This is a genomic window from Pantoea sp. Cy-640 (assembly GCF_011752635.1).
GTDB lineage: Bacteria > Pseudomonadota > Gammaproteobacteria > Enterobacterales > Enterobacteriaceae > Pantoea > Pantoea dispersa.
This window is the reverse complement of sequence record NZ_VWXB01000005.1, coordinates 1-24506: the sequence shown is the minus strand read 5'-3', so window position 1 is coordinate 24506 and position 24506 is coordinate 1. Positions and strand designations below refer to the sequence as shown.

Sequence of the window (24506 nt, the reverse complement as noted above, 5' to 3'; positions counted from 1 at the left end):
GCTCCATTGGCTTCACGTTGTCCGGTTAAGATAACCGCACCGTGTTGCAGAATATATTTGGATGGACCGAAGGTTTTGATAGTTACTGGCTTTCAAGCGCGAGGTTTGTGATAGAGAGCACGAATTTCAGGGCGCATAGGTACACCTCATGATGGATTGGGTTATACCGGTGCGCATCAATGCGCACCCTACGGAACCGCATAACGATTTAACAGGGGCGCCATTTATGGCGACCTGGATTAACTCCCGCGGTAGGTCGACCACGACCACGGGGAAATGAGGAACGGCAGGTGATAATGGCTGCCGGCGGAGCCAATCACAAAATCAATCTGCGCGCTGACGTACAGCGCATCACGTCCGTCGGCGGCGAAATAGTCACCGATCTCCGCGGTTAAGCGATAGTGGCCCGGCGCCAGCGGTTCAGGCGTGAGATCTTTGATGCGCCCGTCGCTGTCGGTTTCGCCCTCGGCCACTGGCAGCCATCCCTCAGGGCTGTTCTGCTCCAGCGACATCGCGACGCCAATCGCCGGTTTGCCCAGCGCGGTGTCGAGAATATGGGTGGTGATGGTGCTCATGTGATGCTCTCCTTAAGCCGTAACAGGGTAATTTCCCGCAGCTGCGCCAGTGCTTCCTGCTGCTCAGTCTCTTCATCATTGTTGAGCCTGCGCTGTAATTCCGCCAGCATCTGCTCGCCGCTGCGCCCTTTGGCGCGAATCAGAAACACCCGGCCGAAGCGCTGCTCATAGCGCTCATTACCGGCCAGCATCGCCAGCTGCAGCGCGCCGTTAGCCTGCTGCATCGCCGCCTGTTCCTGCTGCGACAGCGCGGCCTCTTTACCCGCGCCCTGCGCTTTTTCGCCGATGCGCGGATGGGCGCTCAGCGCCTGTCGCAAGGCGTCGCCCTGCCACGCCAGCGCCAGCTGTTGCGCCGTGGCGTACAGCGCCGTCAGGCTGGCGAACGGCCGCGCCGCCACCAACGCCTGCTGCCAGGCGGGAATCGCCACGCAGTGGGCAATCGCCGCCTGCGCCTGCGCGACGCTCGCCTGATTAAAATCGTTCAGATCCATTTCGCGGCTCCTTTAGCTGCGCGCCAGATCGCACACCGCCTGCAGATAGGCCTGCACGCCGAGCGCCACATCGGCCACCTGCACCGATTCCGCCGGATGATGGCTGATACCGCGATGGTTGCGCACAAACAGCATGCCCACCGGCCAGCGTTCAGCCATCGCGATCGCGTCGTGACCGGCTCCGCTCGGCAGCGCCAGACTGCGCCCCTGTACGGTTTCTACCGCATGGCTTAGCGCCTGCTGCAGCCGCGTATCACAGGCGGTGGCCGCGATGCGATAGTACTCGTTAGCGCTGAAGCTGAGCCCGCGCCGCAGCGCGATGGCTTCCGCCTGGGTCAGCAGGCTGGAGAGCAGACGCTCCAGTGGTTCATCCTGCGGTCCGCGCACGTCCAGCGACAGTTGCACTTCGCCGGGGATAACGTTAACGGCGCCCGGCAGACAGCTCAGCGTGCCCACCGTTGCCACCAGCTGCGCATCCTGATCCTGCGTGGCCTGTTCCACAAACACCATCCACTCTGCCGCTGCTGCCAGCGCGTCTTTGCGGTGCGTCATCGGCACCGTGCCGGCATGACCGGCCTCTCCGACAAAGCGGCAGTTAAGACGGCGCGCGCCGTTAATCGCCGTCACCACACCAAGCGCCAGATCGTCCTGTTCCAGGCACGGTCCCTGCTCAATGTGCAGTTCGAGATAAGCCACAATGTCGCTCACCTCACGTGCCGCCTGCGGGATCAGCGCCGCGTCCAGGCCGAGGTCCTGCATCGCCTGCGCCACCGTAATACCGTTACCGTCCGGATGTGACACCCAGCTCTCCGGCCAGCTGCCGGTGAGACCGCGGCTGCCAAGCAGCGTGATGCCAAAGCGCGTGCCCTCTTCATCGCCGAAGCCGACAATTTCAATCGCCAGCGGCAGGCGCTGCTGATGGTCATGCAGCCACTGCACGGTTTCGATGGCGCTGAGCACGCCCAGCATGCCGTCGTAACGTCCGGCGTTGCGCACGGTATCAAGGTGCGAGCCGAGCAGCAGCGCCGGTGCGCCCGGCTCCGCCGCTTCATAGCGACCGCAGATATTGCCGACCGCATCCTGCCAGGTGTGCATACCTGCCGCCTGCATCCACTCAGCAACGCGCGCGTTGGCGCGCACCTGCTCCGGCGACAGATAGACGCGGGTCAGCCCCTCTTCGCTCTCACTGATTGCTGCCAGCGCGTCACAGCGCGCCATCACCCGCGCCGCCGCTGACTGCGCCTCACTGGCGCTCATCAGGCTATGACTCATGCGTGGCTCCCGTAGTGGTCCCAGGCAGCCTGCAGCGCCGCACCCTGAGTGGTGCGGAAACCGACGTGATTCAACACGGACTCCAGCGCGCTCAGCGTCAGCATCACGCAATCTTTGCGCGCGTTGTAGCCCATGGTGCCGATGCGCCACACTTTGCCGTGCAGCGGACCGAACGAGGTGCCAATCTCAATGCCGAAATCGTCCAGCATCAATTTGCGTACCTGGTCGCCGTTAATGCCCTGCGGGATCACCACGCCAAGCACGTTATTCATCTTGTGTCTGAGATCGCCAAAGGTTTCCAGCCCCATGCCCTGAATACCTTTCAGCAGCGCATCACCGTGCAGCTTGTGACGCGCGATGCCGTTATCCAGCCCTTCCTGCAGGATCAGACGGGCACATTCGCGTGCGCCAAACAGCGCCGTGGTGGCTTCGGTATGATGGTTGAGCCGCTCCGGTCCCCAGTAATCCATGATCATGCCGAGATCGAAGTAGTTGGAGTAGATCATCTCGTCGTCGCCATCCTGATGTGCGTCGGTACGGATGCCCTGCTCCACGCACTTACGCTGACGGATCACCGCTTCCATTTGCGGGCTGAGGGTGATCGGCGAGGTACCGGACGGACCACCGAGGCATTTCTGCATGCCGGCAGAGACCGCATCCAGCCCCCAGGCATCGGTTTCCAGCGGGTTGCCGCCCAGCGATGCGGTGGCATCGGTGTACAGCAGCACACCGTACTGGCGGCAAATCGCACCGAGCTGCTCCAGCGGTTGCAGCATGGTGGTTGAGGTATCGCCCTGCACCGTCAGCAGCAGGCGCGGTTTGACTTTTTTGATCGCATCTTCGATCTGATCCGGGGTAAATACCTCGCCCCACGGCACCTCAATGGTATGGACTTCCGCGCGGCAGCGACGGGCAATTTCGCACAGCAGATGGCCGAAGCGGCCGAACACCGGCACCAGCACTTTATCGCCCGGACGAATCGCCGACAGCAGGATGGCTTCGATACCCGCGCGTGAGGTGCCATCAATCAGCAGGGTCCAGCGGTTTTCAGTGCGAAATACGCCACGGTACAGCGCCATCACCTCGTTCATATAGTGCGTCATCGCCGGATCGTACTGCCCAAGCAGCTGGCTCGACATGGCGCGCAGCACGCGCGGGTCGGCGTTGATCGGGCCCGGTCCCATCAGCAGACGCTGTGGCGGATTGATTTGCGAGAACTGGCTGATATCCATGAGGGGTTCCTTATTGTTCGGTTACAGACGCACGGTCGAAATAAACTGCTTCAGCTCGGCGGTTTGTGGATTTGCAAACAGCGTTTTGCTGTCGCCCTGCTCCCACACGCGTCCCTGATGCATAAACACCACGCGGTCGCCCACGTCGCGGGCGAAGTTCATTTCATGGGTGACGAGAATCAGCGTCATGCCTTCGGCGGCCAGCTGCTCCAGCACTTTCAGTACTTCACCCACCAGCTCCGGATCGAGCGCCGAGGTGATTTCGTCACAGAGTAAAACTTTTGGCTGCATCGCCAGCGCGCGGGCAATTGCCACGCGCTGCTGCTGACCGCCGGACAGGTTGGCCGGGTAGTAATTGAGGCGTTCGCCGAGCCCGACTTTTTCCAGCATCTGCGTGGCCAGCGTGCGGCACTCCGCCTCGCTCTTTTTCAGCACGCGGCGCGGTGCCAGCATCACGTTTTCCAGCGCGGTCATGTGCGGAAACAGGTTGAAGTTCTGAAACACCATGCCTACCGAGCGGCTGATTTCACGCGCCTGCGATTCACGATCGGTAATCGTCATGCCGCCCAGTTTAATGCTGCCTTCCTGATAGCCTTCCAGCCCGTTCATGCAGCGCAGCAGGGTACTTTTGCCAGAGCCACTGCGGCCAATGATGGAAATCACTTCGCCGTTGTCGATATCCAGATCGACCCCTTTCAGTACGTGGTTATCACCGTAGTACTTCTGGACCTGATTAATGGTGATGAGCGGCATTGAATTTTTTCTCCAGGTACTGGCTGTAACGCGACAGCGGATAACACATCAGGAAGTAACCGAGCGCCACCAGGCCAAACACCTTGAAGGGCTGATACGTCACATTGTTGAGAATGGTGCCGGCTTTGGTCAGCTCGACAAAGCCGATAATCGACGCCAGCGCGGTGCCCTTGATCACCTGCACGGCAAAGCCGACGGTCGGCGCGATGGCGATGCGGATCGCCTGCGGTGCCACCACGCGATACAACGTCTGGCCAAAGTTCAGGCCGAGGCAGCGCGACGCTTCCCACTGCCCTTTTGGCAGCGCGCGAATGCTGCCGTACCAGATATCCAGTAAAAACGCGCTGGTATACAGCGTCAGTGCCAGCGACGCCGCCGTCCAGGGCGCGACGTCGATGCCGAACAGGCCAACGCCGAAGAAGGCAAGAAACAGCTGCATCAGCAGCGGCGTGCCCTGAAACAGCTCGGTATAACAGCGAATCAGGCGGGTGAGCCAGCGCCGCTGCAGCAGACGCAGAAACAGCAGCGGCAGTGTCACCAGCGTGCCGCCGAAAAAGGCCACCAGCGACAGCAAAATCGTCCAGCGCGCCGCCAGCAGCAGGTTGCGCAGGATGTCCCAGTCAGTAAACGTTGTCATGCCGGCTGCGCTCCAAACCATTTGCGACCCAGCGCCAGCAGCAGCTGACGCATGGCAATCGACAACGCCAGATAGATCAGCGTGGTCACCAGATAGACTTCAAAACTCAAAAAGGTGCGCGACTGAATCAGGTTGGCGGCAAATGTCAGCTCTTCATACGAGACCTGCGACACCACCGACGAGCCGAGCATCACAATGATGCACTGGCTGACCAGCGCCGGATAAATGCGCTGCAGCGAGGGCGGCAGCACCACGCGGATGAAGGTTTGCGTGCGGCTCAGCCCGAGCACGCGCCCCGCTTCCCACTGCCCGCGCGGCGTGACCTGGATACCGGCACGAATGATTTCAGTGCTGTAGGCGCCAAGGTTAATCAGCATCGCCAGCAGCGCCGCTTCACCGGCCGTCAGTTTCAGCCCGAGATTAGGCAGACCAAACACGATAAAAAACAGCTGTACCACAAACGGCGTGTTGCGAATCAGCTCGACGTAGATGCCCCACAGGCGGCTGGCCCAGCCCGGTTTGCCGCTGCGCAGCGCCGCGCCGAGAATACCCAGTCCGACACCGCCCACCGTCGCCAGCACCGTAAGCTGCACCGTGACCCACAGTCCGGCCAGCAGCTCTGGCCAGTGCGGCCAGAGATCTGCAAAGTTAAGTTGCCCAATCATTGGCCGTTCCTGTTATGCGCCGAGGTTGGCAGGCAGCGGCGCTTTCAGCCACTCTTCCGACAGCTTGTTCAGCGTGCCGTCTTTAATACCCTGCTCAATCAGTGCGTTCACTTTCTCTTTCAGCGCTGGCTCATTCTTTTTCAGGCCGATAAAGCACGGTGAATCTTTCAGCATAAACTGCGGCACCGGGGCTTTTTCCGCGTTCTGGCGCGCAATCGCTGCGACCACCAGGTTTCCGGTAGCGACATACTGCACCTGACCGGAGAGATAGGCGGACAGCGTAGTATTGTTATCTTCGTAGCGCTTCACCTGAGCATCTTTCGGGGCGACATCGCTCAGCACCATGTCCTCTACTGCACCGCGCGTCACGCCAATTGATTTACCGCTCAGCGCCGCCGCATCTTTCAGCGTCTCGCCTTTCGGGCCGAACACGCCGAGGAAGAACGGTGCGTAGGCGCGGCTGAAGTCGATCACTTTTTCGCGCTCGGCGTTTTTGCCCATGCTGGAGATCACCAGGTCGACTTTATCGGTCTGCAGATACGGTACGCGGTTAGCGCTGGTCACCGGCACCAGCTGCAACTTCAGTTTCATCTGCTTCGCGAGGTATTTCGCCATGTCGATGTCATAGCCCTGCGGCTGCAGATCGGTACCGACCGAGCCAAACGGCGGGAAGTCCTGCGGCACCGCCACGCGAATCACACCACGCTTCTGGATATCCTGCAGCTGATCGGCCATGGCGCTGCCTGCCTGCGCCAGCAGCAATGCTGCCCCTGCTACTGCCAGTAATACTTTGTTCATTATGCACCCCGGTGAGTTAATGGTGAAACAAAAGATTCTTGATAAATTTATTTGCAACTAATGTGCCAACCACAACAGGTAGCAAACGCAGCGGCTAAGCGGAGGATTTAAGGCGATTAAGGGCGCATCTTAACGGGGAGCACCCCGTTAGCAGACGCGATCAAAAAAGGTGCAAAGCACCAAAACGGTGCCCTTTAGCGGTGTTCCAGCTCGTCGAGCTGCTGGTAAAGATCGGCAATCTGATGGATGCGCTGACGCCCCTGCGACAGCATTTCGTGCAGTAGCGCGTTGGCCAGCAGGTTGATCAGGCTCATTGCCGAGGCGTAGCTGTCAAAGGCGGAAACGCTGTCGAGCGGTGCGCACAGCTGCCAGCGCGCCAGGGTGAGAATGCCCTGCGCCTGCGGTTCGCACAGCACCAGTACCGGGATGCCGCTCTGCTGCAGCTGCTGCATCAGTGGACGGATGATGCGTGGCCGGCGGCGAAACGCCATCACCACCACCACATCTTCTGGCGTCATGTCCACCAGCTCTTCGCCCAGCGTCTGGCCTGGCTGCGGCAACACCTGCACCTGGGCGCGCGCCTGCAACAGCTGCTGACGCAGGTGCAGCGCCACCGGATACGCGTTGCGCATCCCAATGATGAACACCCGCCGTGCGGCGCCCAGCGCGGCAATCACCTCGCTAAACTGCCGGGCGTCAATGCTGTTGACCCATTGCGTCAGGTTCGCCATCTCCTGCTTGTAATGGCGCGACAGCAGCGTGTTGCCCTGCACCGCGTCGCGGTTATCGGTCAGCGGCATTCCGCTCTGGCGCAGGGTGCGCAGCTCGTCACGCATGTCTTTATATTTTTCATAGCCGAGGCGTTTGAACAGCCGGCTTACCGTGGCCTTTGATACGCCGCTGAGCCGCGCCAGCTCAGCGCTGTTATAGCTAATCAGATCATCAAAATGGTCAAACACAAAGTCAGCAATGCGCTGCTCCTGCGGCGACAGTTGCGGATAGTGACTGCGAAGGCGTTCATCGAGCTGTTTCATCATCGGTCCTGTAACTTTCGTTTCATCACAAGCTAGCATAAATCGATCCAGGCTGGCGTAACACCAAAACTGGAACGGCTCTTGCTTTACCATTGGTACAGACTGGTAGCGGCGCAATTTGTTGCGCTTGTTTTCCCTATCCAGCGCGCCAAATCGCGCCGCTACAAAAGAATAATCCGGGAACAGTTCATTATGATTCAAAGCAATATGGCCCCGATGGGCATGGCGGTGACGCCACATCACCTTGCCAGCGAAAGCGCACTGGCAGTTCTGCGCGAAGGCGGCAACGCGCTGGAAGCCATGGTGGCCGCCGCGGCGACCATTGCGGTGGTTTACCCACACATGAATGGCCTCGGCGGCGACGGCTTCTGGCTGGTGGTGCCGCCCGGTGGCGATCCGATTGCTATCGATGCCAGCGGCGCCGCCGGTTCGCTGGCGCACCCCGACTTCTATCACGGTGAGAGCCATATTCCGCATCGCGGCCCTAAAGCGGCACTGACGGTCGCCGGCACCGTCAGCGGCTGGCAGGAAGCGCTGACGCTGGCGCACGAACTGGGCGCGACGCCGCTACCGCTTAGCCGTTTGCTGCGCGATGCGATTCGCTATGCGGCCGATGGCATTCCGGTCACCGCCTCGCAGGCGGCAGCGACGGCGGCAAAACAGCATGAGCTGCAACATCAGCCCGGTTTTGCTGCCACCTTTCTGCCTGATGGCGCACCGCCCGCCGCCGGCAGTCGTTTTACCCAGCCGGCGCTGGCGCAGACGCTGAGCGTGCTGAGCGAGCAAGGGCTGGAGAGCTTTTACCGCGGTGAGCTGGCGCACCATCTGGCGCGCGAAATGGGCGCGCTCGGCATGCCGATTACGCTGGACGATTTACACCGGCAGCGCGCCCGGCGCTGCACGCCGCTGCACCTCGCGCACAGCGAAGGCGATATCTGGAACATGACGCCGCCAACGCAGGGGCTGGTGTCGCTGGCGATCCTCGGGATCACCGATCGTCTGGCGATGGCCGACGCCAGTGAAGCGCAGACGGTGCACCGCATCGTTGAAGCCACCAAACAGGCCTTTGCCCTGCGCGATCAACACATCACCGATCCGCGTCACATGGCGATTGATGTGCAGTCGCTGCTGAATGCCGATCATCTCGGCACGCTGGCCGCGCAGGTACAGGACGATCGCGCCGCGCCCTGGGGCACCGGACGCGGACCGGGCGATACCGTGTGGATGGGGGTGATGGACAGCAGCGGCCTGGCGGTCTCCTTTATCCAGAGCATCTACCACGAATTTGGCAGCGGTGTCGTGCTGCCCGGCACCGGTATTACCTGGCAAAACCGTGGCGCGGCGTTCAGCCTGCAGCCGGATCACCTGCTGACGCTGGCACCGGGCAAACAGCCGTTCCATACGCTCAATCCAGCGGCGGCACGCCTGAAGGATGGCCGCACGCTGGTGTACGGCTCGATGGGCGGTGATGGCCAGCCGCAAACCCAGGCGGCGATCTTTACCCGCTATGTCATTCAGGGCCAGCCGCTGCAGCAGGCGGTCAGCGCACCGCGCTGGCTGCTTGGCCGCACCTGGGGCCAATCCTCGGACTCCCTCAAGCTGGAGGCGCGCATCGCGCCTGAAACCGTGCAGCAGCTGCGCGCGCTCGGTCATGAGGTCGAACTGCTGGCTGAATACAGTGAAGTGGTGGGCCACGCCGGCGCCATCGTCAGACACAACAATGGCATGCTGGAAGGCGCGTTTGATCCGCGCAGCAACGGCAGCGCTGCCGGTTTTTAACGGAGACAATCATGAGTGCACAACCGGACTGGGCAACCTATATCGCCCAAATGGAACAGATTCTGGCGCTGGAGCTGGACGACACGCGCCGCGCCGAACTGCTGACGCAGTTTAACCGTATCGCCGCGATGGCGCAGCCGCTGATGGCGCTGCCGCTGGACGATCGCCTGGAAGTGGCGGGAGTGTTTCATCCATGACGCTGGCAGCCTTATCGATTAGCCAGCTGCAGCAGGCACTGGCGCAGGGCGATCTCAGCGCGCGCGACATCGCACAGCAGACGCTGGCCGCCATTGAACAGCATAACCCGGCCATCAACGCCTGGACCGCCGTCACCGCGCAGCGCATGCTGCGGGAAGCCGAACGGCTGGATCAGCAGCGTCAGCGCGGCGAGCCGCTGCCGGCGCTGGCTGGCATTCCCTATGCGGTAAAAAACCTGTTTGACGTCGCCGGTCACAGCACGCTTGCCGGTGCCAGCCTGTTCAGCGAGCGGCCGGTGGCACAGCAGGATGCGTGGGCGGTCTCTAAGCTGCAGCAGAGCGGCGCGCTGCTCTCCGGCATGCTGAATATGGACGCCTACGCTTACGGCTTTACCACCGAGAACACCCATTATGGTGCCACCCGCAACCCGCGCGATCTGTCGCGCGTGGCCGGCGGCTCATCTGGCGGTTCCGCGGCAGCCGTCGCTGCCGGGCTGGTGCACTTTTCACTCGGCACCGACACCAACGGCTCGATTCGCGTGCCTGCTTCGCTGTGCGGCATTTTCGGCCTGAAACCTACCTTTGGCCGTCTGTCACGCAGCGGCAGCCATCCGTTTGTCGCCAGCCTCGACCACATCGGTCCGTTTGCCCGCTCGGTGGAAGATTTGAGTCTGGTCTACGATGCGCTGCAGGGCGGCGACGCCAGCGATGCGTTTCAGGCGGCGCGGCCTGCGGAACCGGTCAGTGACAGGCTCTCTGCTGGCAGCGAAAAGCTGCGCAGCGCGGTGCTGGGCGGCTTTTTTGCTGACTGGTGCAGCGATGAGGCGCGTGCGGCGGTGGCGGTAGCGGCCAGCGCGCTCGGCGCGACAGAAGAAGTGACGCTGCCCCAGGCCGAACTGGCGCGCTCGGCCGCGTTTATCATGACCGCCGCGGAAGGCGGCAATCACTATCTGCCAGCGCTGCGCACCCAGCCAGAACGCTTTGAGCCGAATTCACGCGAACGCCTGCTGGCGGGCGCGATGCTGCCCGCCGCGTGGTATGTGCAGGCCCAGCGTTTCCGCCGTCACTTCCAGCAGCAGGTGCTGCCGCTGTTCGACCATTACGACGTGCTGATCGCCCCGGCCACGCCCTGTACCGCCACCACCATCGGCCAGGAAACCATTCACATCAACGGTCAGGATTTGCCGACACGCGCCAGCATGGGCATGCTGACGCAGCCGATTTCGTTCCTCGGCCTGCCGGTGTGTAGCGTACCGCTGCTCACCGCCAGCGGCTTACCGATTGGCCTGCAGCTGATTGCTGCGCCGTTTAACGAACAGCTGGCGCTGCGCGCCGCCTGGGCACTGCAGCAGCAGGGTGTGACGCTGCCACAAACCTCTTTTATGGATGCCTGAAGATGACACCTGAACATATCGATCGTCCGGCGATACTGGCTGAAGTCACCGCCGCGTTTTACCGCTACGAGCAGGCGCTGGTGAGCAATGATGTCGCCGTGCTGGACGAGCTGTTCTGGCACGATGCGCGTACGGTGCGACTCGGTGCCGGAGAGAATCTGTACGGGATTGACGAGATTCGCGCCTTTCGCGCGGCGCGTCCGTCAAAGGGGCTCGATCGCACGCTGCGCAATACGGTGATCACCACTTTTGGCGATGACTATGCTGTGTGCAGCACCGAGTTCACCCGCGAGGGCGTAGAGAAGATAGGCCGTCAGCAGCAGACCTGGGTACGGCTGCCGTGCGGCTGGCGCATCGTGGCGGCGCAGGTGAGTTTGATGAGCTGAGGCGGGCGCGAGTGTTGCCCTCTCCTGACAAGAGAGGGCAAAAACGACCTGACATCCGTGAAAGGTAAGGCCGCTCAGGCAGCCGGATGCGTCTTCATCCAGTGATCGGCAATCTGCTGACGCGTGCACACCCACACCTTGTCGTGCTGCTGAATATGGTCGAGGAAACGCTGCAGCGCGCGGAATTTCCCCGGACGCCCCAGCAGACGGCAGTGCATGCCAATCGACATCATCTTCGGCGCCGTCGCGCCCTCTTCATACAGCACATCAAAGGTATCGCGCAGATAGGTATAGAACTGCTCGGCGGTGTTGAATCCCTGCGGCGTGGCGAAGCGCATGTCGTTGCACTCCAGCGTATAGGGAATGATCAGATGCGGCTTCACCGTGCCGTCCTGACAGGTGACCTGCGTCCAGAAGGGCAGATCGTCACCGTAGTAATCGCTGTCGTAGCTGAAGCCGCCCTGCTCGACCACCAGCCGCCGCGTATTGGGGCTGTCGCGCCCGGTATACCAGCCGGTGGGCGCTTTACCGAATAACTCGGTGAGCACGTCCACTGCCTGCTGCATGTGCTGACGCTCGGTTTTGGCATCCATCCCCTGATAGTGAATCCAGCGCCAGCCGTGGCTGACCACATCGTAATCGGCGGCTTTGATGGCCTCGACAATCTGCGGATGCCGCGCCAGCGCCATCGCGACGCCAAAGATGGTCAGCGGCAGGCCGCGCTGCTGAAACTCCTGATGGATGCGCCAGAAACCGGCACGCGAGCCGTACTCATACAGGGAATCCATCGACATGTGGCGATCGGCATAGCTGGCGGCACCGATGATGTCGGAGAGAAACTGCTCAGAGCCCGCGTCACCGTGCAGCACATTGTTTTCAGCGCCCTCTTCATAATTGAGCACGAACTGCACCGCCACCCGCGCCTCACCCGGCCACTGCGCGTGCGGCGGCTGGCCCGCATAACCAATCAGATCGCGCGGATAGTTTTTGTTGAAGCTGTACTCTTTCTTTTCAGATACATCACTCATTCTGCAAGTTCCTGTCATCAGTCCTCAACCAGCCCTTAGTTTAGGTGCTGAAATGCCGCGCTGAGCGGTTTTTTAATCGGGTAAGCCAGATCGCCGTGTTTGCTGGTACCAAAGCCCAGCGCCAGTAATGACTCGACCATTTTCACCGCCGCACTGACGCCATCAATCACCGGCAGGCCCAGTTCTTTAGTCAGATCCTGCGCCAGCGACGCCATGCCGCCGCAGCCCAGCACAATCGCCCCGCTGCCATCTTCACGTTTCGCCTGCAGGCAGCGCTCGCGCACTTTCTCCTGCGCGACGCCGCTGCCGTCCTCAAGCGCCAGCACTGGCAGGTCAATGGCGTGCAGCGCGGCACAGTGATGGCTGAATCCGTACTGCTGCAACAGATGGCGGGCGATCACCAGCGTGCGCGGCAGCGTGGTGACAATCGAAAAGCGCGTCGCCACCAGCGTCGCGGTGTGCATCGCCGCTTCGGCAATGCCAATCACCGGTCCGCTCGCCAGTTCGCGCGCCGCCAGCAGTCCCGGATCGCCAAAGCAGGCGATGATATGGCCACTGACGCCCTGCTCTTTGCCGCGTTTTACCTGTTCCAGCACGCCCACCGCGGCAATCGCTTCATCAAAGTGTCCTTCAATGGAGGGCACGCCCTCGCTCGGGCACACCGCCACAATCTCCGTGCCAGGTGCGGCCACGGCGCGCGCCGCTGCACCGATGGTCGCCGTCATGGCGGCGCTGGTATTCGGGTTGATCACCTGGATCAGGCTCATGATGCCGCTCCTTTATGACCGGCAAATAACCGGGTGAAATCAGGCAGGGTTTCGCCGCTGCGCTCAAAGTGCAGGCTGGCAACGATATGTTCGAAGTGATGCTGCAGCGCCGTGGTTAACGCCGGCAGATCGTTTTGCCGCAGCAGATCCACCAGCCGATCGTGATGATCGCAACGACAGCCGCGCTGCCAGGGGGCACCGTAAGCGGCGATCACCAGTGAGGAGCGCTGCGTCAGGCGCGTCACCATGTCAGTCAGCACCTGGTTGCCGGAAATCGCCTGCAGCTGGATATGAAAAGCTGCAGACAGACGGATGGCGGCGGCTCCGTCGTGCTGCTGGTGCGCCTGCTGCTCGTCGGCAATTAAGCCACTGAGCGCGGCGAGATGCGGCGGCTGCAGATGCGCCAGTACCGCCGGCAGATTGGCGCACTCCAGCAGGCTGCGCGTGGCGAAGATGTCGCGCGCTTCCTCCACGCCCGGCGTCGCCACCTGTGCACCACGTCTGGGCGACAGGGTGATCATTTGCACCGCCGCGAGGCGCTGCAGCACCTTACGAATGCCGGTACGGCTGACGCCAAACACCTCCGACAGCGCCTCTTCCGGCAATTTGCTGCCCGGCGGCAGCTGGTGCTCCACGATGGCGTTCAGCAACGCCTGATAGATAGGTTCGTCTCTGTCATTCAGATCGGCAGCCGTTTTCAGGCCTGTTTCACTCTTCATTACCCGCTCCGGCAAGTGACTGTATGCAGACATCGTATACGTGAAATTCATTTTTTGTATACAAGAAATCAATTCTGGCCTGGATCCTGCAATACCGTTTCACGCTGTCATTATTTTTCCATGAAGTTAAGAGGAGCAGGTTTCATGCCAAATCATTCTGAAGTGACCTCTGCGGTGGCCTCTGAAGCCAACGCCCATTACAGCCCGCGTCTGTGTAACGACGACCTGGCGCCGACCCGCAACCAGAGCTGGTCGTGGTACAACATTTTTTCGTTCTGGATGTCGGACGTACACAGCATGGGGGGCTATGTGGTGGCGGCCAGCTTCTTCACCCTCGGTCTGGCCAGCTGGCAGGTGCTGCTGTGTCTGCTGGTGGGAATTTGTATCGTGCAGCTGTGCGCTAACCTGGTGGCAAAGCCGAGCCAGATGGCTGGCGTGCCTTACGCGGTGATTTCGCGTCAGGCATTTGGCGTGTTCGGGGCCAACATCCCGGCGGTGATCCGCGGGCTGATCGCCTTCGCCTGGTACGGCATTCAGACCTATCTGGCGGCGAATGCGCTGATGCTGGTGCTGCTGAAGTTCTACCCGTCGTTAAGCAGCATGACGCAGAGCAGCTGGCTCGGCCTGTCGCAGCTTGGCTGGTGCTGTTTCGGCATAATGTGGCTGCTGCAGGCGATGGTGTTCTGGCACGGCATGAGCGCGATTAAACGCTTTATTGATATCGCCGGTCCGGCGGTCTACGTGGTGATGGTGGCGCTGGCGGGCTGGATTGTATACAAAACCGGTTTTGACGGTATCTCCTTCACCCTCGCCAGTAAATCACTGAGCGCGGGCGAGCAAACCTGGCAGATGATCACCGCGACCGCGCTGGTGGTCTCTTATTTCTCCGGCCCGCTGCTCAACTTTGGTGACTTCTCGCGCTACGGCAAAAGCATGGGTGAGATTCGCCGCGGCAACCGCTGGGGCCTGCCGTTCAACTTCCTGCTGTTTTCGATTGTGACCGTGGTCATTGTCTCGGGTACTCAGTCGCTGTTTGGCAAAATGATCACCGATCCGATTGAAACCGTGAGCATGGTAGGCAACGATGTAGCGGTCGCTATCGGGCTGCTGACCATGATTACCGCCACCATCGGCATCAATATCGTGGCGAACTTCGTTTCGCCAGCGTTTGATTTCTCTAACTGCTCACCGCAGAAGATCAGCTTCCGCGCGGGTGGCATGATCGCCGCCGTGGGTTCAGTGCTGCTGACGCCGTGGAATCTGTTCCAGTCGCCGGAGCTGATTCACTACACGCTGGATGTGCTGGGATCGTTTATCGGGCCGCTGTTTGGCATTCTGATCGCCGATTTCTACCTGATCAAACGCAGTAAGGTATACGTTGATGACCTGTTCAACGATACGCCAAAAGGCCGCTACTGGTATCGCGGCGGTTTCAATCCGAAAGCGATTGCTGCACTGCTGCCTTCCGTCGGCATTTGTCTGGTGATTAGCTTTATTCCGTCCCTGCACGCGGTGGCGAACTTCAGCTGGTTCATCGGCGTGGCGTTGGGCGCTGGCTGCTACCGCTGGCTGGCGCGCGCCGAACGTGAGGTGCCGCAAGCCACCTATCGTGCGGAAGTGGCGGTACAGAAGGATTAATGCGCTGGCGGTCGCCATTAACGGCGACCGTACGCCAGATGGGTATGATTTAGAAAAGCAAAAAGCCGATGCATTGCTGCATCGGCTTCTTTAAAGAGATTGGCGGAACGGACGGGGCTCGAACCCGCGACCCCCTGCGTGACAGGCAGGTATTCTAACCAACTGAACTACCGCTCCGCGCTTTGTTCCCCGTCGGGAACGAGGCGCATATTAATGGCAGCCTCATTCCTCGTCAACGCTTTTTGCAGGGGAATCTCTCGTTTGCCGTTTTTTTCAGCTTAACGACGCTTTTCCACGCAAAATCAGCGGCTTCAGGCGCGCCACAGGCAGCTGCCGCCCTTCTTTTGCACCAGATCGAGCCGGCTCTCATGCGCCATTATCTCTTCATCGCTGGCGCTAACCACGCGCAGGCCGGCGCCCGGACGAACGATGCGCTGTATATGCTCGCCTGCCACCTGATTGCTCTGCTCGCCTTCCATCGAAAACGCCAGCGAGGTCTGGCCGCCGGTCATAGTGAGGAACACTTCGGCCAGAATCTCGGCATCAAGCAAAGCGCCGTGCAGCGTACGTTTGCTGTTGTCGATCTCGAAACGGTTACACAGCGCATCCAGGCTGTTGCGCTTGCCCGGGAACATTTTACGCGCCATCGCCAGGCTATCGGTGATCTGACAGAAGGTTTCTGTCTTGCCGATGTCGCGCTGCAGCATGGAAAATTCGTAATCCATAAAGCCGATGTCGAACGAAGCGTTATGGATCACCAGCTCCGCGCCGCGAATGTAATCGAGGAATTCGTCGGCGATTTGCGCAAAGGTCGGTTTATCGGCGAGGAATTCATCGGCAATACCGTGTACGCCGAACGCTTCCGGATCCACCAGCCGATCGGGCTTGAGATACATATGGAAGTTGTTGCCGGTCAGGCGACGGTTGATCACCTCAACCGCACCGATTTCAATGATGCGATGTCCTTCGTAATGCACTCCGATCATGTTCATGCCGGTGGTTTCAGTATCGAGGACGATCTGGCGGTTATTTGCAGTGCTCATAGGACTCGTTTTATGTCAGACTTGGCGTTTTGTCAGAAGGAAGTCTACCAGAGATGCGCAAACAGGTAGAAATATTCACCGATGGATCCTGCCTGGGCAATCCCGGTCCCGGCGGCTACGGCGCCATTCTTCGCTATCGCCAGCACGAGAAATTATTCAGCGCCGGCTATCGCCTTACTACCAATAATCGCATGGAGCTGATGGCGGCCATTGTGGCACTGGAAGCGCTGACCCAGCCGTGTGACGTGGTGCTCAGCACCGACAGCCAGTACGTGCGCCAGGGGATCACCAGCTGGATTCACAACTGGAAAAAGCGCGGCTGGAAAACCGCAGAAAAGAAGCCGGTGAAGAACGTTGATCTGTGGCAGCGACTCGACGCGGCGCTCAGTACCCATCAGATTCAGTGGGTGTGGGTAAAAGGCCATGCCGGTCATCCGGAGAACGAACGCTGCGATGAACTGGCACGCAGCGCTGCCGGCAATCCTTCCCTCGACGATATTGGCTATCAGGTTGAGTCCTGATCGCTGGCTTCACGAAACTGCCGCGTGGCATTGACCGCTGGCCGTAACTGGGTTTTGCCGGGCATCATCTTCACTTTGCCCGGCGTCAGCGGGAAGGTGCGCTTACGCGCAACCACGATATTCAGACAGCCCAGCGCCGGCAGGTGCGTGCTGATCATCTTGCCGCCCTGGCGGTGCCACGGCACCACCTGAAAGCGCGTACGATAGACCACTTCATAGTTGAGTAAGCTCAGCCAGTCGAGCAGGCGCACCTGGCTGAACATCCGTCCGCTCCATGGTGCGCGGCGCTGTAATCCGGGCAGGCCTTTACTGATGCCCAGCAGGCTGAACGGATTGAAGCCGCTGATAATCATCCAGCCGTCATCAATCAGTACACGATCCACTTCGCGCAGTACGCGGTGCGGATCCTGACTCCAGGCCAGCGTGTGCGCCAGCAGACAGGCATCAATCGATTTGGCTTCAAATGGCAACTGCGTTGCGCTGGCGATGACGTGCAGCCCATCGCCCTCATCGCCCACATTAACCTGATGCGATATGGCACACTGGCGGGTATTGATTTCTGCGCTGAGGCTGCCAATTTTAAGCATATGAAAGCCGTACAGCTTGCCGAGATACGGTTGCAGTTGCTGGGTTAACGCGTCGCGGAAATAGTCGCCCCAGGGCATATCCTGCCAGGAGCGCGGCGCAGTCAGGATTTGGCGTGTTTTCGCTGGCTTCATGCTCTACCATTTTCCTTTTTCTACGACCTGAGAGGTGTTTATGAATCTTACCAGTATTCCCGCGTTGCAGGATAACTACATCTGGACACTGAACGATGAACAGGGACGCTGTCTGATCGTCGATCCGGGTGAAGCCCGGCCGGTGCTGGAAAAAATTCACGCCAATCACTGGCAGCCGCAGGCCATTCTGCTGACCCATCATCATCACGATCACGTGGGCGGCGTTAGCGAACTGCTGGAGCACTATCCACAACTTGAGGTTTATGGTCCGCAGGAGACCGCCGATAAAGGCGCGCGCACTATTCTCAGTGACGGTGATGAATTTACGCTGCTCGGGCTAAATTTTCGCGTCATCGCAACGCCTGGACACACTTTAGGACATATCTCATATTTCAGCTCACCTTATCTTTTCTGTGGCGATACGATGTTTTCGGGTGGCTGCGGACGACTGTTCGAAGGCACTGCGCAGCAAATGTTTGAGTCGTTTCAGGCGCTTAATCAACTCTCTGCCGATACGCTTATCTGCTGTGCGCATGAATACACTTTATCCAATATGAAGTTTGCTGCGGCTATTCTGCCTCAGGACCCGAAAATTTTGGCAAGGTATCAGCAAATTAAGGACTTACGCGCAGAAAATCGCATTACTTTGCCAACAAAACTGGCGCTGGAGCGTGAAATAAATTTATTCCTGCGTACGCAAGATCCTGATTTGCAAAAGGCTTTAGGCATTAATGTGTCGTCGGCTCCGTTATGGCAGACTTTTGCCGATCTACGCGAGAAGAAAGACCGTTTTTGATATTTCTGGTTGTGTTGTGCCGGTCGCTAACGTATAGTTGCTCGTCTTTTAAGCGAACTATTGACACACACATGAAGGCTAAAGCGATATTACTCGCCTCGGTCTTGCTGGTTGGATGTCAGGCATCAAGGAATGACGCCAGTATCCCGGTACAGCATGCACAGAGTCTGTCTTCAGCTGGTCAAGGTGAAAATGGAAAGTACGGAGATCGCTTGTTGTCGCCGCGCTGGCAAGATGATGGAACCAGCCTCGCAGAAGACACTGATCTCTGGAATCACATTAGTGACGAGTTGAAGATGGGGATTCCGGAAAACCCGCGAATCCGCGAACAAAAAACAAAGTACTTAAAAAATAAGAGCTATCTCCACGATGTAACATTACGGGCAGAGCCGTACATGTACTGGATTGTCGAGCAGATACAGAAACGTAAAATGCCGATGGAACTGGTACTGCTACCCATAGTGGAGAGCGCTTTTGACCCACACGCAACCTCTTCTGCGAATGCCGCTGGCATCTGGCAGATCGTTGCGCAGACGGGCAAAAACTATGGTTTGAAACAGAACCAATGGTACGACGGACGCCGCGATGTGGTGGCCTCAACCAAAGTTGCGCTGGATATGATGCAGCGTCTGAACGGCATGTTTGACGGTGACTGGTTACTGACCATCGCCGCCTATAACAGCGGTGAAGGGCGTGTGCTGAAGGCGATGAAACAGAACAAGGCGCGCGGTAAGCCGACCGACTTCTGGCATTTATCGCTGCCACGCGAGACCACGGTTTACGTACCAAAAATGCTGGCCCTGAGTGATATTCTCAAGAACAGCAAGCGTTACGGTATTAAGCTGCCAACCGCGAATGAGAGCCGTGCACTGGCTCGCGTTGAAGTGGGACAGCAGATTGAACTGACGCAGGCCGCAGATATGGCCGGTATGTCGCTCAGCAAGCTGAAGACATTCAATGCCGGGTATAAAAACGGCACCACCGCGCCAAACGGACCGCACTATATTATGGTGCCAAAGTCCAACGTGGCCCAGCTACGCAATTCACTGGCTTCCGGTGATATTGCTGCGGTACAGCCCGGCGAGCTGGCGAAAGTCAGCGCTGCAGGCAATAGCTATAAGGTCCGCAAAGGCGACACCTTATCGGGCATTGCCAGTAAGCTTGGTGTGAGCGTTAGTGCACTGAAGCAGCAGAATAACCTGCGCAGTGCGTCAGTACGCATCGGTCAGACACTGAACGTTGGCAGCAAAGCTGGCGCGTCGCAGCTGGCGGATAACGGCAACAGCATCACCTACCGTGTACGTAAGGGTGATTCTTTTGCCAGTATCGCCAAACGTCACGGTGTTAACACCAAAGACGTGATGCGCTGGAACAGTGACGCTAAAGACATTCAGCCCGGCGACAAGCTGACGCTGTTTGTGAAGAATAGCGCAACACCCGATACCTGATGCACCGAAAAGGCTGACTTTTGTCAGCCTTTTTCATTATTTACCTTTTCCCGTTCCCGCAGTCAGACACACTCACGCGCAAACCTCGTTATTTTCGCCGCTGCGCCATGCCTTTAGCAGCCTGAAGTGGCTTAATGAGCAGGATGCGGCTTCAGCGCTGTGAATCATGCGCTTTGGCGCGCCGCACTTAGCTTAACGTTTAGCCGCGCCGGGACTGAATTCAACCAGCAGAGGATTGTGGTCAGAGGCACGCGTCACCAGCACCGACGCCTCGCTGACCTTCATATCGCGGTAAAAGACAAAATCCAGCGGGCGGCCAAAGGCTTTGCGCCGATGATCATCAGTAAAGTTTACTTCGCGCAGCGCCATCTCACGGGCAAAGCGGTAGAGCGCATTCATACGCTGGCGGCTCCAGGCATTGAAGTCGCCGGCCATGATCACCGGCCCGCGATGATGCTGGATTTGCTCGCCAATCGGCCCCAGCTGTTTGCTGTACACATCAACGCCGAGGCTGAAATTGACCGCATGAATGTTGACCACCATCAGCATTTCGCCGGTGGGAAGCGGATAGGCAGTGACCAGAGCGGATTTAGACAGCCTCAGTAGCGGCTCACGCTCACGCAGCGGACAGCAGTAGACCGGATGGGCAGAGGCCAGCGTCATAACGCCAGAGGGGTGTTGCGGCAGCACAAAGGCCGGTACCTGATCGGCCGCCAGATAATTGCTGGTGGCGAACTGCACCAGTTCCGGGGTGGTCTGCGCCTCCTGCAGCAGCACCAGATGGGCATCTTTGCCGAAGCCCTGCAGTACTGACATCCAGTCTGCCCGCTGCTGTTTGAAGATATTCCACACCAGCACGCGCAGGGTTGGGTCGGCTGGCAGCGGTGCACCGGGCGGTAACGCCTGCCCAAGATGCAGCATCGCCCCTGGCGGAAAAATCCGCTCAGCAGGCTGACCTGCTACATACCGCATTGCATAAGTTTTTTTTCGCACTGTCCCGCCTGGCTGATTTACGACTACAACTTCACCTGACTGTTATAGGGATTTTAGCGCGGGGTTTCAATTGCTGTTATTGATTGTCGGAATTCGCCTCACAGCCAGCAACGGCAACAGCCCGCCATGCGGCAGGCTGTTGTGCGGCTTATTCAATGATCGCTGCCGTGCGCGGCTTATCCAGCTGGCCACTGAGGCGGACCAGCAGCAGAGCCGCAAACACGATGACGGCACCCACCCATGGCGTCTGCGCCAGACCGTAATGTTCCACGATGTGACCGCCGACGGTTGAACCCAGTGCGATGCCAATATTAAAGGCCGCGATATTCAGCCCGGACGCGACATCAACTGCGCCTGGCGCATAGTGTTCGGCCTTTTGCACCACATAAACCTGCAGGCCGGGTACGTTAGCAAAGGCAAAGACGCCCATCACCAGCACCGTGAGCAGCGCGGGGTAATGCATGCTGGCGGTGAACTGGAATACCACTAACAGAATGGCCAGCGCGACAAAAATCAGCGTCAGCGCCGGTACCGCCCCGCGGCGATCGGCCAGCCTGCCGCCCCAGATATTCCCGATCGCCACTGCAATACCGTACCCCAGCAGCACGCCGCTGACGGCAGTCGGCGAGAAACCGGCCAGTGACTGCATCATCGGTGCCAGGAAGGTAAAGGTGGTAAAGATGCCACCGTAGCCCAGCGCGGTAATCGCGTAAATCAGCAGCAGACGCGGATTGATCATTACCGCGGCCTGTTGTGCCAGTGAAGTGGCAGGCGGCTGTGCGATGTTACGTGGTACCAGTATCATGCTGCTGACCAGCGCAATCACGCCCAGCAGAGAGACCGCCAGAAAACTTTCACGCCAGCCAAAATGCTGACCAATCAGTGTGCCAAGCGGTACGCCGGTGACCAGCGCCACGGTTAAGCCGCCAAACATGATGGCTATCGCACTGGCAGCCTTCTCTTTGCTTACCAGGCTGGTGGCAATGGTTGAGCCGACGGAGAAGAAAACGCCGTGCGCCAGTCCGGTCAGCAGACGCGCCATCACCAGCGTTTCATAGTTGGGTGCCAGCCAGGCCACCAGATTACCGACGGTAAACAGCGCCATCAGCCCCATCAGCAACTGCTTGCGCGGCAGCTTGCCGGTTAAGGCGGTGAGCACTGGCGCGCCGACGGCTACGCCAAGCGCGTAGATGGATACCAGCATCCCGGCAGAAGGTAACGTAATGCTGAGCTGTTCAGCGATGGTCGGAATCAGCCCGACGATAACAAACTCGGTGGTTCCGATAGCGAAGGCGCTGATGGTCAGCGCCCAGAGTGCAAGTGGCATGGTTGACTCCCAATAATGTTTTGATGGGCGCCATTATCGACTCGTGCTTTAATAACAAAAAGAAGCAAAGTAACAATAAACTTTTGCCTGAGGAGGCATAATGAAGGCATCTTCAGAGGAGTTAAAAGTCTTTATCGCTGTGGTAGAAAGCGGCAGTTTTAGCCGTGCAGCGGAGCAGTTACAGATGGCCAATTCAGCGGTGAGCCGCACGGTGAAGAAGCTGGAGAACAAGCTTGGCGTGTCGCTGCTGACGCGTACCACCCGTCAGCTGGCGCTGACTTATGAAGGCGAACTCTATTTCCGGCGCGTGCAGAAGCTGATCCTTGAGATGGCGACAGCAGAGAATGAGCTGATTGAGCGCCAGCAGGCGCCACAGGGCGTGCTGCGCATCGACGCGGCAACACCGGTAATCCTTAACCTGCTGATGCCGATGATTAAACCCTTTCGCGAGCGCTATCCGGCGGTCACGCTATCGCTAATCTCCTCTGAAAGCTTTATTAACCTGATCGATCGTAAAGTGGATGTCGCTATTCGTGCCGGGGATTTAACCGACTCCACGCTGCGTGCCCGGCTGCTGTTCACCAGCTATCGTAAAATGGTCGCTACGCCAGCTTATCTGGCGAAATATGGTACACCGGCGTCGGTGGAGGCGCTGGCACAGCATCAGTGCCTCGGCTTTGTCGAGACGCCTCGTCTTAATCGCTGGCCCGTGTCGGCCAATGGCAGCGATCTGTATGAAATTGACGCGGCGATGTCATCGAACAGCGGAGAGACGATCAAGCAGCTATGCCTTAACGATCAGGGTATCGCCTGCCTGTCGGACTTTATGGTGAATGCGGAAATTGCGGCGGGCACTTTTGTTGAGGTGCTGGCGCACCAGTCGGTACCGGTTGAGATGCCTTTTAATGCGGTGTATTACAGCGATTTAGGGGTGAGCCAGCGCGTGCGGGCCTTTATTGATTTTCTCAGCGAGTGGGTCAGAGATCAGCCCTGGCGCGTGCAGGGCTGATGCATGGGAGAATTAATCCCAGTCTGGTGCCAGGCCTTCCGGGCTGACCAGACGCTGCTGACGATCCAGCGCGGCGATCTGCGCCATGTCGTCCGCATCCAGTGTCAGATCCTGCGCCGCCATATTGCTGGCCAGGTTCTCACGTTTGGTTGAGGATGGGATCACGGCATAACCCAGTGCCAGTGCCCACGCCAGGACGACCTGCGCGGGTGTGGCCTGATGTTTCTGCGCAATCTGCTTTATCACCTGTTCTTTTAACGCTTCGCCATATGCCAGCGTCATGTATGAAGTGATGTGAATGCCCTGCTGTTTCGCGAACTCCACGACCTGGCGATTTTGCAGGAACGGGTGCAGCTCAATCTGGTTGGTCGCAATGTTCTCTGCGCCCACAGCGGCAATGGCCTCTTTCATCAGGGCAATCGGGAAGTTAGAGATACCAATCTGACGCGTCAGTCCCGCCTCTTTCGCTGCCATCAATGCCTGCATGCTCTCTTTGACCGATACCGCTGCACCCGGCGATGGCCAGTGAATCAGCGTCAAATCGACATAGTCGGTACGCAGTTTCGCCAGGCTCTGCTGCAGGCTGGGGATCAGTTTGTCGGCGGCAAGATTCTCAATCCAGATTTTAGTGGTGATAAACAGCTCATCACGTGCTACGCCGCTTTCGGCAATAGCCTGACCTACGGCAGCTTCGTTTTCATAAATTTGAGCGGTATCGATGGTGCGATAACCGAGTTCCAGTGCGGTTTTCACTGAATGAATAACGACATCGTCCTGCAGACGAAATGTTCCTAAACCAAAAGCGGGGATTGTCATGTTTTCCTCATCATTACGTTGAATGTTGCGATGAGGCGTATTGTGGCAGGATTATTGTTGCTGAAAAATCCGCTTATGAGCAGAGGAATTTTGCGTTTTACTCAACAATGGCAGGTTTTTAGCGGACATGAAAAAGCCCTGACTTTACAGTCAGGGCTTCTCAATTTAAGTGGCGGAACGGACGGGGCTCGAACCCGCGACCCCCTGCGTGACAGGCAGGTATTCTAACCAACTGAACTACCGCTCCACCGATTCTGTACTGATATCAGACCGTCGCTGATTTCAGGTGTTTCGCCCTTTCCGCGTCACCGGGAAGGTCACGACCCGATTAGGGGTCTTAAATTGATGCCTGGCAGTTCCCTACTCTCGCATGGGGAGGCCCCACACTACCATCGGCGCTACGGCGTTTCACTTCTGAGTTCGGCATGGGGTCAGGTGGGACCACCGCGCTGTTGCCGCCAGGCAAATT

At 58.9% G+C, this 24506-nt stretch carries 25 protein-coding genes, 2 tRNA genes, 1 rRNA gene and 1 pseudogene; 9 read left to right on the top strand and 20 right to left on the bottom strand.

Translation table 11 applies throughout. The features are described 5' to 3' along the window. Window positions 1-239: 239 nt before the first annotated feature. From uraH to hpxU, 9 genes are all read right to left on the bottom strand, one after another. Window positions 240-575 carry a hydroxyisourate hydrolase gene (gene uraH, locus F3J36_RS13800; RefSeq protein ID WP_021507290.1) on the bottom strand — a complete coding sequence of 112 codons (336 nt, stop codon included), beginning with the start codon at window positions 573-575 and terminating at the stop codon, window positions 240-242. Continuing rightward, window positions 572-1066, bottom strand: a complete 495-nt coding sequence (uraD, locus tag F3J36_RS13795; RefSeq protein WP_088517006.1) for a 2-oxo-4-hydroxy-4-carboxy-5-ureidoimidazoline decarboxylase — start codon at window positions 1064-1066, stop codon at window positions 572-574. The genes uraH and uraD overlap by 4 nt, the downstream gene beginning before the upstream one ends. 12 nt (window positions 1067-1078) lie before the next feature. Further along, window positions 1079-2338, bottom strand: a complete 1260-nt coding sequence (gene hpxK / locus F3J36_RS13790; RefSeq protein ID WP_058781167.1) for an allantoate amidohydrolase — start codon at window positions 2336-2338, stop codon at window positions 1079-1081. Beyond that, window positions 2335-3570 (bottom strand): alanine--glyoxylate aminotransferase family protein, encoded by a 1236-nt coding sequence (locus tag F3J36_RS13785; protein ID WP_166719881.1) that lies wholly within the window; start codon window positions 3568-3570, stop codon window positions 2335-2337. Before F3J36_RS13785 ends, hpxK begins: the two co-directional genes overlap by 4 nt. Window positions 3571-3591: 21 nt before the next feature. Continuing rightward, a complete protein-coding gene (locus F3J36_RS13780; protein ID WP_021507294.1) occupies window positions 3592-4323 on the bottom strand; it encodes an amino acid ABC transporter ATP-binding protein in 732 nt (243 codons plus the stop codon). Then, window positions 4304-4960 (bottom strand): amino acid ABC transporter permease, encoded by a 657-nt coding sequence (locus F3J36_RS13775; RefSeq protein ID WP_021507295.1) that lies wholly within the window; start codon window positions 4958-4960, stop codon window positions 4304-4306. The genes F3J36_RS13780 and F3J36_RS13775 overlap by 20 nt, the downstream gene beginning before the upstream one ends. Continuing rightward, window positions 4957-5625: an amino acid ABC transporter permease gene (locus F3J36_RS13770; RefSeq protein WP_021507296.1), complete on the bottom strand. Its 669-nt coding sequence runs from the start codon at window positions 5623-5625 to the stop codon at window positions 4957-4959. The genes F3J36_RS13775 and F3J36_RS13770 overlap by 4 nt, the downstream gene beginning before the upstream one ends. A 12-nt stretch (window positions 5626-5637) precedes the next feature. Then, entirely contained in the window at window positions 5638-6423 is a 786-nt protein-coding gene (locus tag F3J36_RS13765; protein ID WP_031279673.1) for a transporter substrate-binding domain-containing protein, read from the bottom strand. A 194-nt stretch (window positions 6424-6617) separates the two neighbouring features. Beyond that, window positions 6618-7457, bottom strand: coding sequence for a MurR/RpiR family transcriptional regulator HpxU (hpxU, locus tag F3J36_RS13760; protein WP_021507298.1), 840 nt, complete (start codon window positions 7455-7457; stop codon window positions 6618-6620). Between the two features lie 192 nt (window positions 7458-7649). Between hpxU and F3J36_RS13755 the strand changes: the two genes are divergently transcribed. The 4 genes from F3J36_RS13755 to hpxZ are packed head-to-tail and all read left to right on the top strand — an operon-like array spanning window position 7650 to window position 11213. Beyond that, window positions 7650-9236, top strand: a complete 1587-nt coding sequence (locus F3J36_RS13755) for a gamma-glutamyltransferase family protein (RefSeq protein ID WP_159377491.1) — start codon at window positions 7650-7652, stop codon at window positions 9234-9236. A gap of 11 nt (window positions 9237-9247) precedes the next feature. After that, entirely contained in the window at window positions 9248-9433 is a 186-nt protein-coding gene (gene hpxX, locus F3J36_RS13750; RefSeq protein WP_010616983.1) for an oxalurate catabolism protein HpxX, read from the top strand. Next, the gene (locus tag F3J36_RS13745) at window positions 9430-10827 is read left to right on the top strand and encodes an AtzE family amidohydrolase (protein ID WP_166719880.1); all 1398 of its coding nucleotides are present in this window, start codon (window positions 9430-9432) and stop codon (window positions 10825-10827) included. The genes hpxX and F3J36_RS13745 overlap by 4 nt, the downstream gene beginning before the upstream one ends. A 2-nt stretch (window positions 10828-10829) precedes the next feature. Then, complete coding sequence (gene hpxZ / locus F3J36_RS13740) at window positions 10830-11213, top strand: oxalurate catabolism protein HpxZ (RefSeq protein WP_058769325.1); 384 nt, start codon at window positions 10830-10832, stop codon at window positions 11211-11213. A 74-nt stretch (window positions 11214-11287) separates the two neighbouring features. On the opposite strand, the gene puuE is transcribed toward hpxZ, so the two are convergent. The 3 genes from puuE to F3J36_RS13725 are packed head-to-tail and all read right to left on the bottom strand — an operon-like array spanning window position 11288 to window position 13727. Then, window positions 11288-12241, bottom strand: a complete 954-nt coding sequence (gene puuE / locus F3J36_RS13735) for an allantoinase PuuE (RefSeq protein ID WP_021507302.1) — start codon at window positions 12239-12241, stop codon at window positions 11288-11290. A gap of 35 nt (window positions 12242-12276) precedes the next feature. Further along, window positions 12277-13008, bottom strand: a complete 732-nt coding sequence (hpxA, locus tag F3J36_RS13730) for an allantoin racemase (protein ID WP_021507303.1) — start codon at window positions 13006-13008, stop codon at window positions 12277-12279. Next, window positions 13005-13727 (bottom strand): GntR family transcriptional regulator, encoded by a 723-nt coding sequence (locus F3J36_RS13725; RefSeq protein ID WP_058769324.1) that lies wholly within the window; start codon window positions 13725-13727, stop codon window positions 13005-13007. The genes hpxA and F3J36_RS13725 overlap by 4 nt, the downstream gene beginning before the upstream one ends. A gap of 144 nt (window positions 13728-13871) precedes the next feature. On the opposite strand from F3J36_RS13725, the gene F3J36_RS13720 reads away from it, so the two are divergent. Next, window positions 13872-15365 (top strand): NCS1 family nucleobase:cation symporter-1, encoded by a 1494-nt coding sequence (locus F3J36_RS13720; RefSeq protein WP_166719879.1) that lies wholly within the window; start codon window positions 13872-13874, stop codon window positions 15363-15365. A 100-nt stretch (window positions 15366-15465) separates the two neighbouring features. Here the strand turns inward: F3J36_RS13720 and F3J36_RS13715 are convergent. Together F3J36_RS13715 and dnaQ are read right to left on the bottom strand one after the other, a co-directional pair. Further along, window positions 15466-15542 (bottom strand) — tRNA-Asp (locus tag F3J36_RS13715). Between the two features lie 134 nt (window positions 15543-15676). Next, window positions 15677-16408, bottom strand: coding sequence for a DNA polymerase III subunit epsilon (dnaQ, locus tag F3J36_RS13710; RefSeq protein WP_021507306.1), 732 nt, complete (start codon window positions 16406-16408; stop codon window positions 15677-15679). Here dnaQ and rnhA point away from each other — a divergent pair. Further along, window positions 16362-16929: pseudogene (gene rnhA / locus F3J36_RS13705) on the top strand (ribonuclease HI). The gene dnaQ and the pseudogene rnhA overlap by 47 nt on opposite strands. On the opposite strand, the gene F3J36_RS13700 reads toward rnhA, so the two are convergent. Beyond that, entirely contained in the window at window positions 16914-17648 is a 735-nt protein-coding gene (locus F3J36_RS13700) for a class I SAM-dependent methyltransferase (protein ID WP_021507307.1), read from the bottom strand. The pseudogene rnhA and the gene F3J36_RS13700 overlap by 16 nt on opposite strands. A gap of 40 nt (window positions 17649-17688) precedes the next feature. Here F3J36_RS13700 and gloB point away from each other — a divergent pair, with 40 nt between their 5' ends. Then, window positions 17689-18444, top strand: a complete 756-nt coding sequence (gene gloB / locus F3J36_RS13695) for a hydroxyacylglutathione hydrolase (RefSeq protein WP_166719877.1) — start codon at window positions 17689-17691, stop codon at window positions 18442-18444. A 71-nt stretch (window positions 18445-18515) separates the two neighbouring features. Continuing rightward, on the top strand, window positions 18516-19892 hold the full coding sequence (mltD, locus tag F3J36_RS13690) for a murein transglycosylase D (protein WP_166719876.1): 1377 nt from the start codon (window positions 18516-18518) through the stop codon (window positions 19890-19892). Between the two features lie 192 nt (window positions 19893-20084). On the opposite strand, the gene F3J36_RS13685 is transcribed toward mltD, so the two are convergent. Together F3J36_RS13685 and F3J36_RS13680 are read right to left on the bottom strand one after the other, a co-directional pair. Next, window positions 20085-20885, bottom strand: a complete 801-nt coding sequence (locus F3J36_RS13685) for an endonuclease/exonuclease/phosphatase family protein (RefSeq protein ID WP_031279675.1) — start codon at window positions 20883-20885, stop codon at window positions 20085-20087. 148 nt (window positions 20886-21033) lie between these two features. Beyond that, window positions 21034-22212, bottom strand: a complete 1179-nt coding sequence (locus F3J36_RS13680) for an MFS transporter (protein ID WP_166719875.1) — start codon at window positions 22210-22212, stop codon at window positions 21034-21036. Between the two features lie 100 nt (window positions 22213-22312). Between F3J36_RS13680 and yafC the strand changes: the two genes are divergently transcribed. Then, window positions 22313-23221, top strand: coding sequence for a DNA-binding transcriptional regulator YafC (gene yafC, locus F3J36_RS13675; protein ID WP_021507312.1), 909 nt, complete (start codon window positions 22313-22315; stop codon window positions 23219-23221). Between the two features lie 12 nt (window positions 23222-23233). On the opposite strand, the gene dkgB is transcribed toward yafC, so the two are convergent. The 3 genes from dkgB to rrf all read right to left on the bottom strand — a co-directional run bounded on the left by dkgB (window position 23234) and on the right by rrf (window position 24500). Further along, window positions 23234-24037 (bottom strand): 2,5-didehydrogluconate reductase DkgB, encoded by an 804-nt coding sequence (dkgB, locus tag F3J36_RS13670; RefSeq protein ID WP_088516998.1) that lies wholly within the window; start codon window positions 24035-24037, stop codon window positions 23234-23236. Window positions 24038-24207: 170 nt separating this feature from the next. Beyond that, a tRNA-Asp gene (locus tag F3J36_RS13665) sits at window positions 24208-24284 on the bottom strand. A gap of 100 nt (window positions 24285-24384) precedes the next feature. Then, window positions 24385-24500 (bottom strand): 5S ribosomal RNA (gene rrf, locus F3J36_RS13660). Between the last annotated feature and the right edge of the window lie 6 nt (window positions 24501-24506).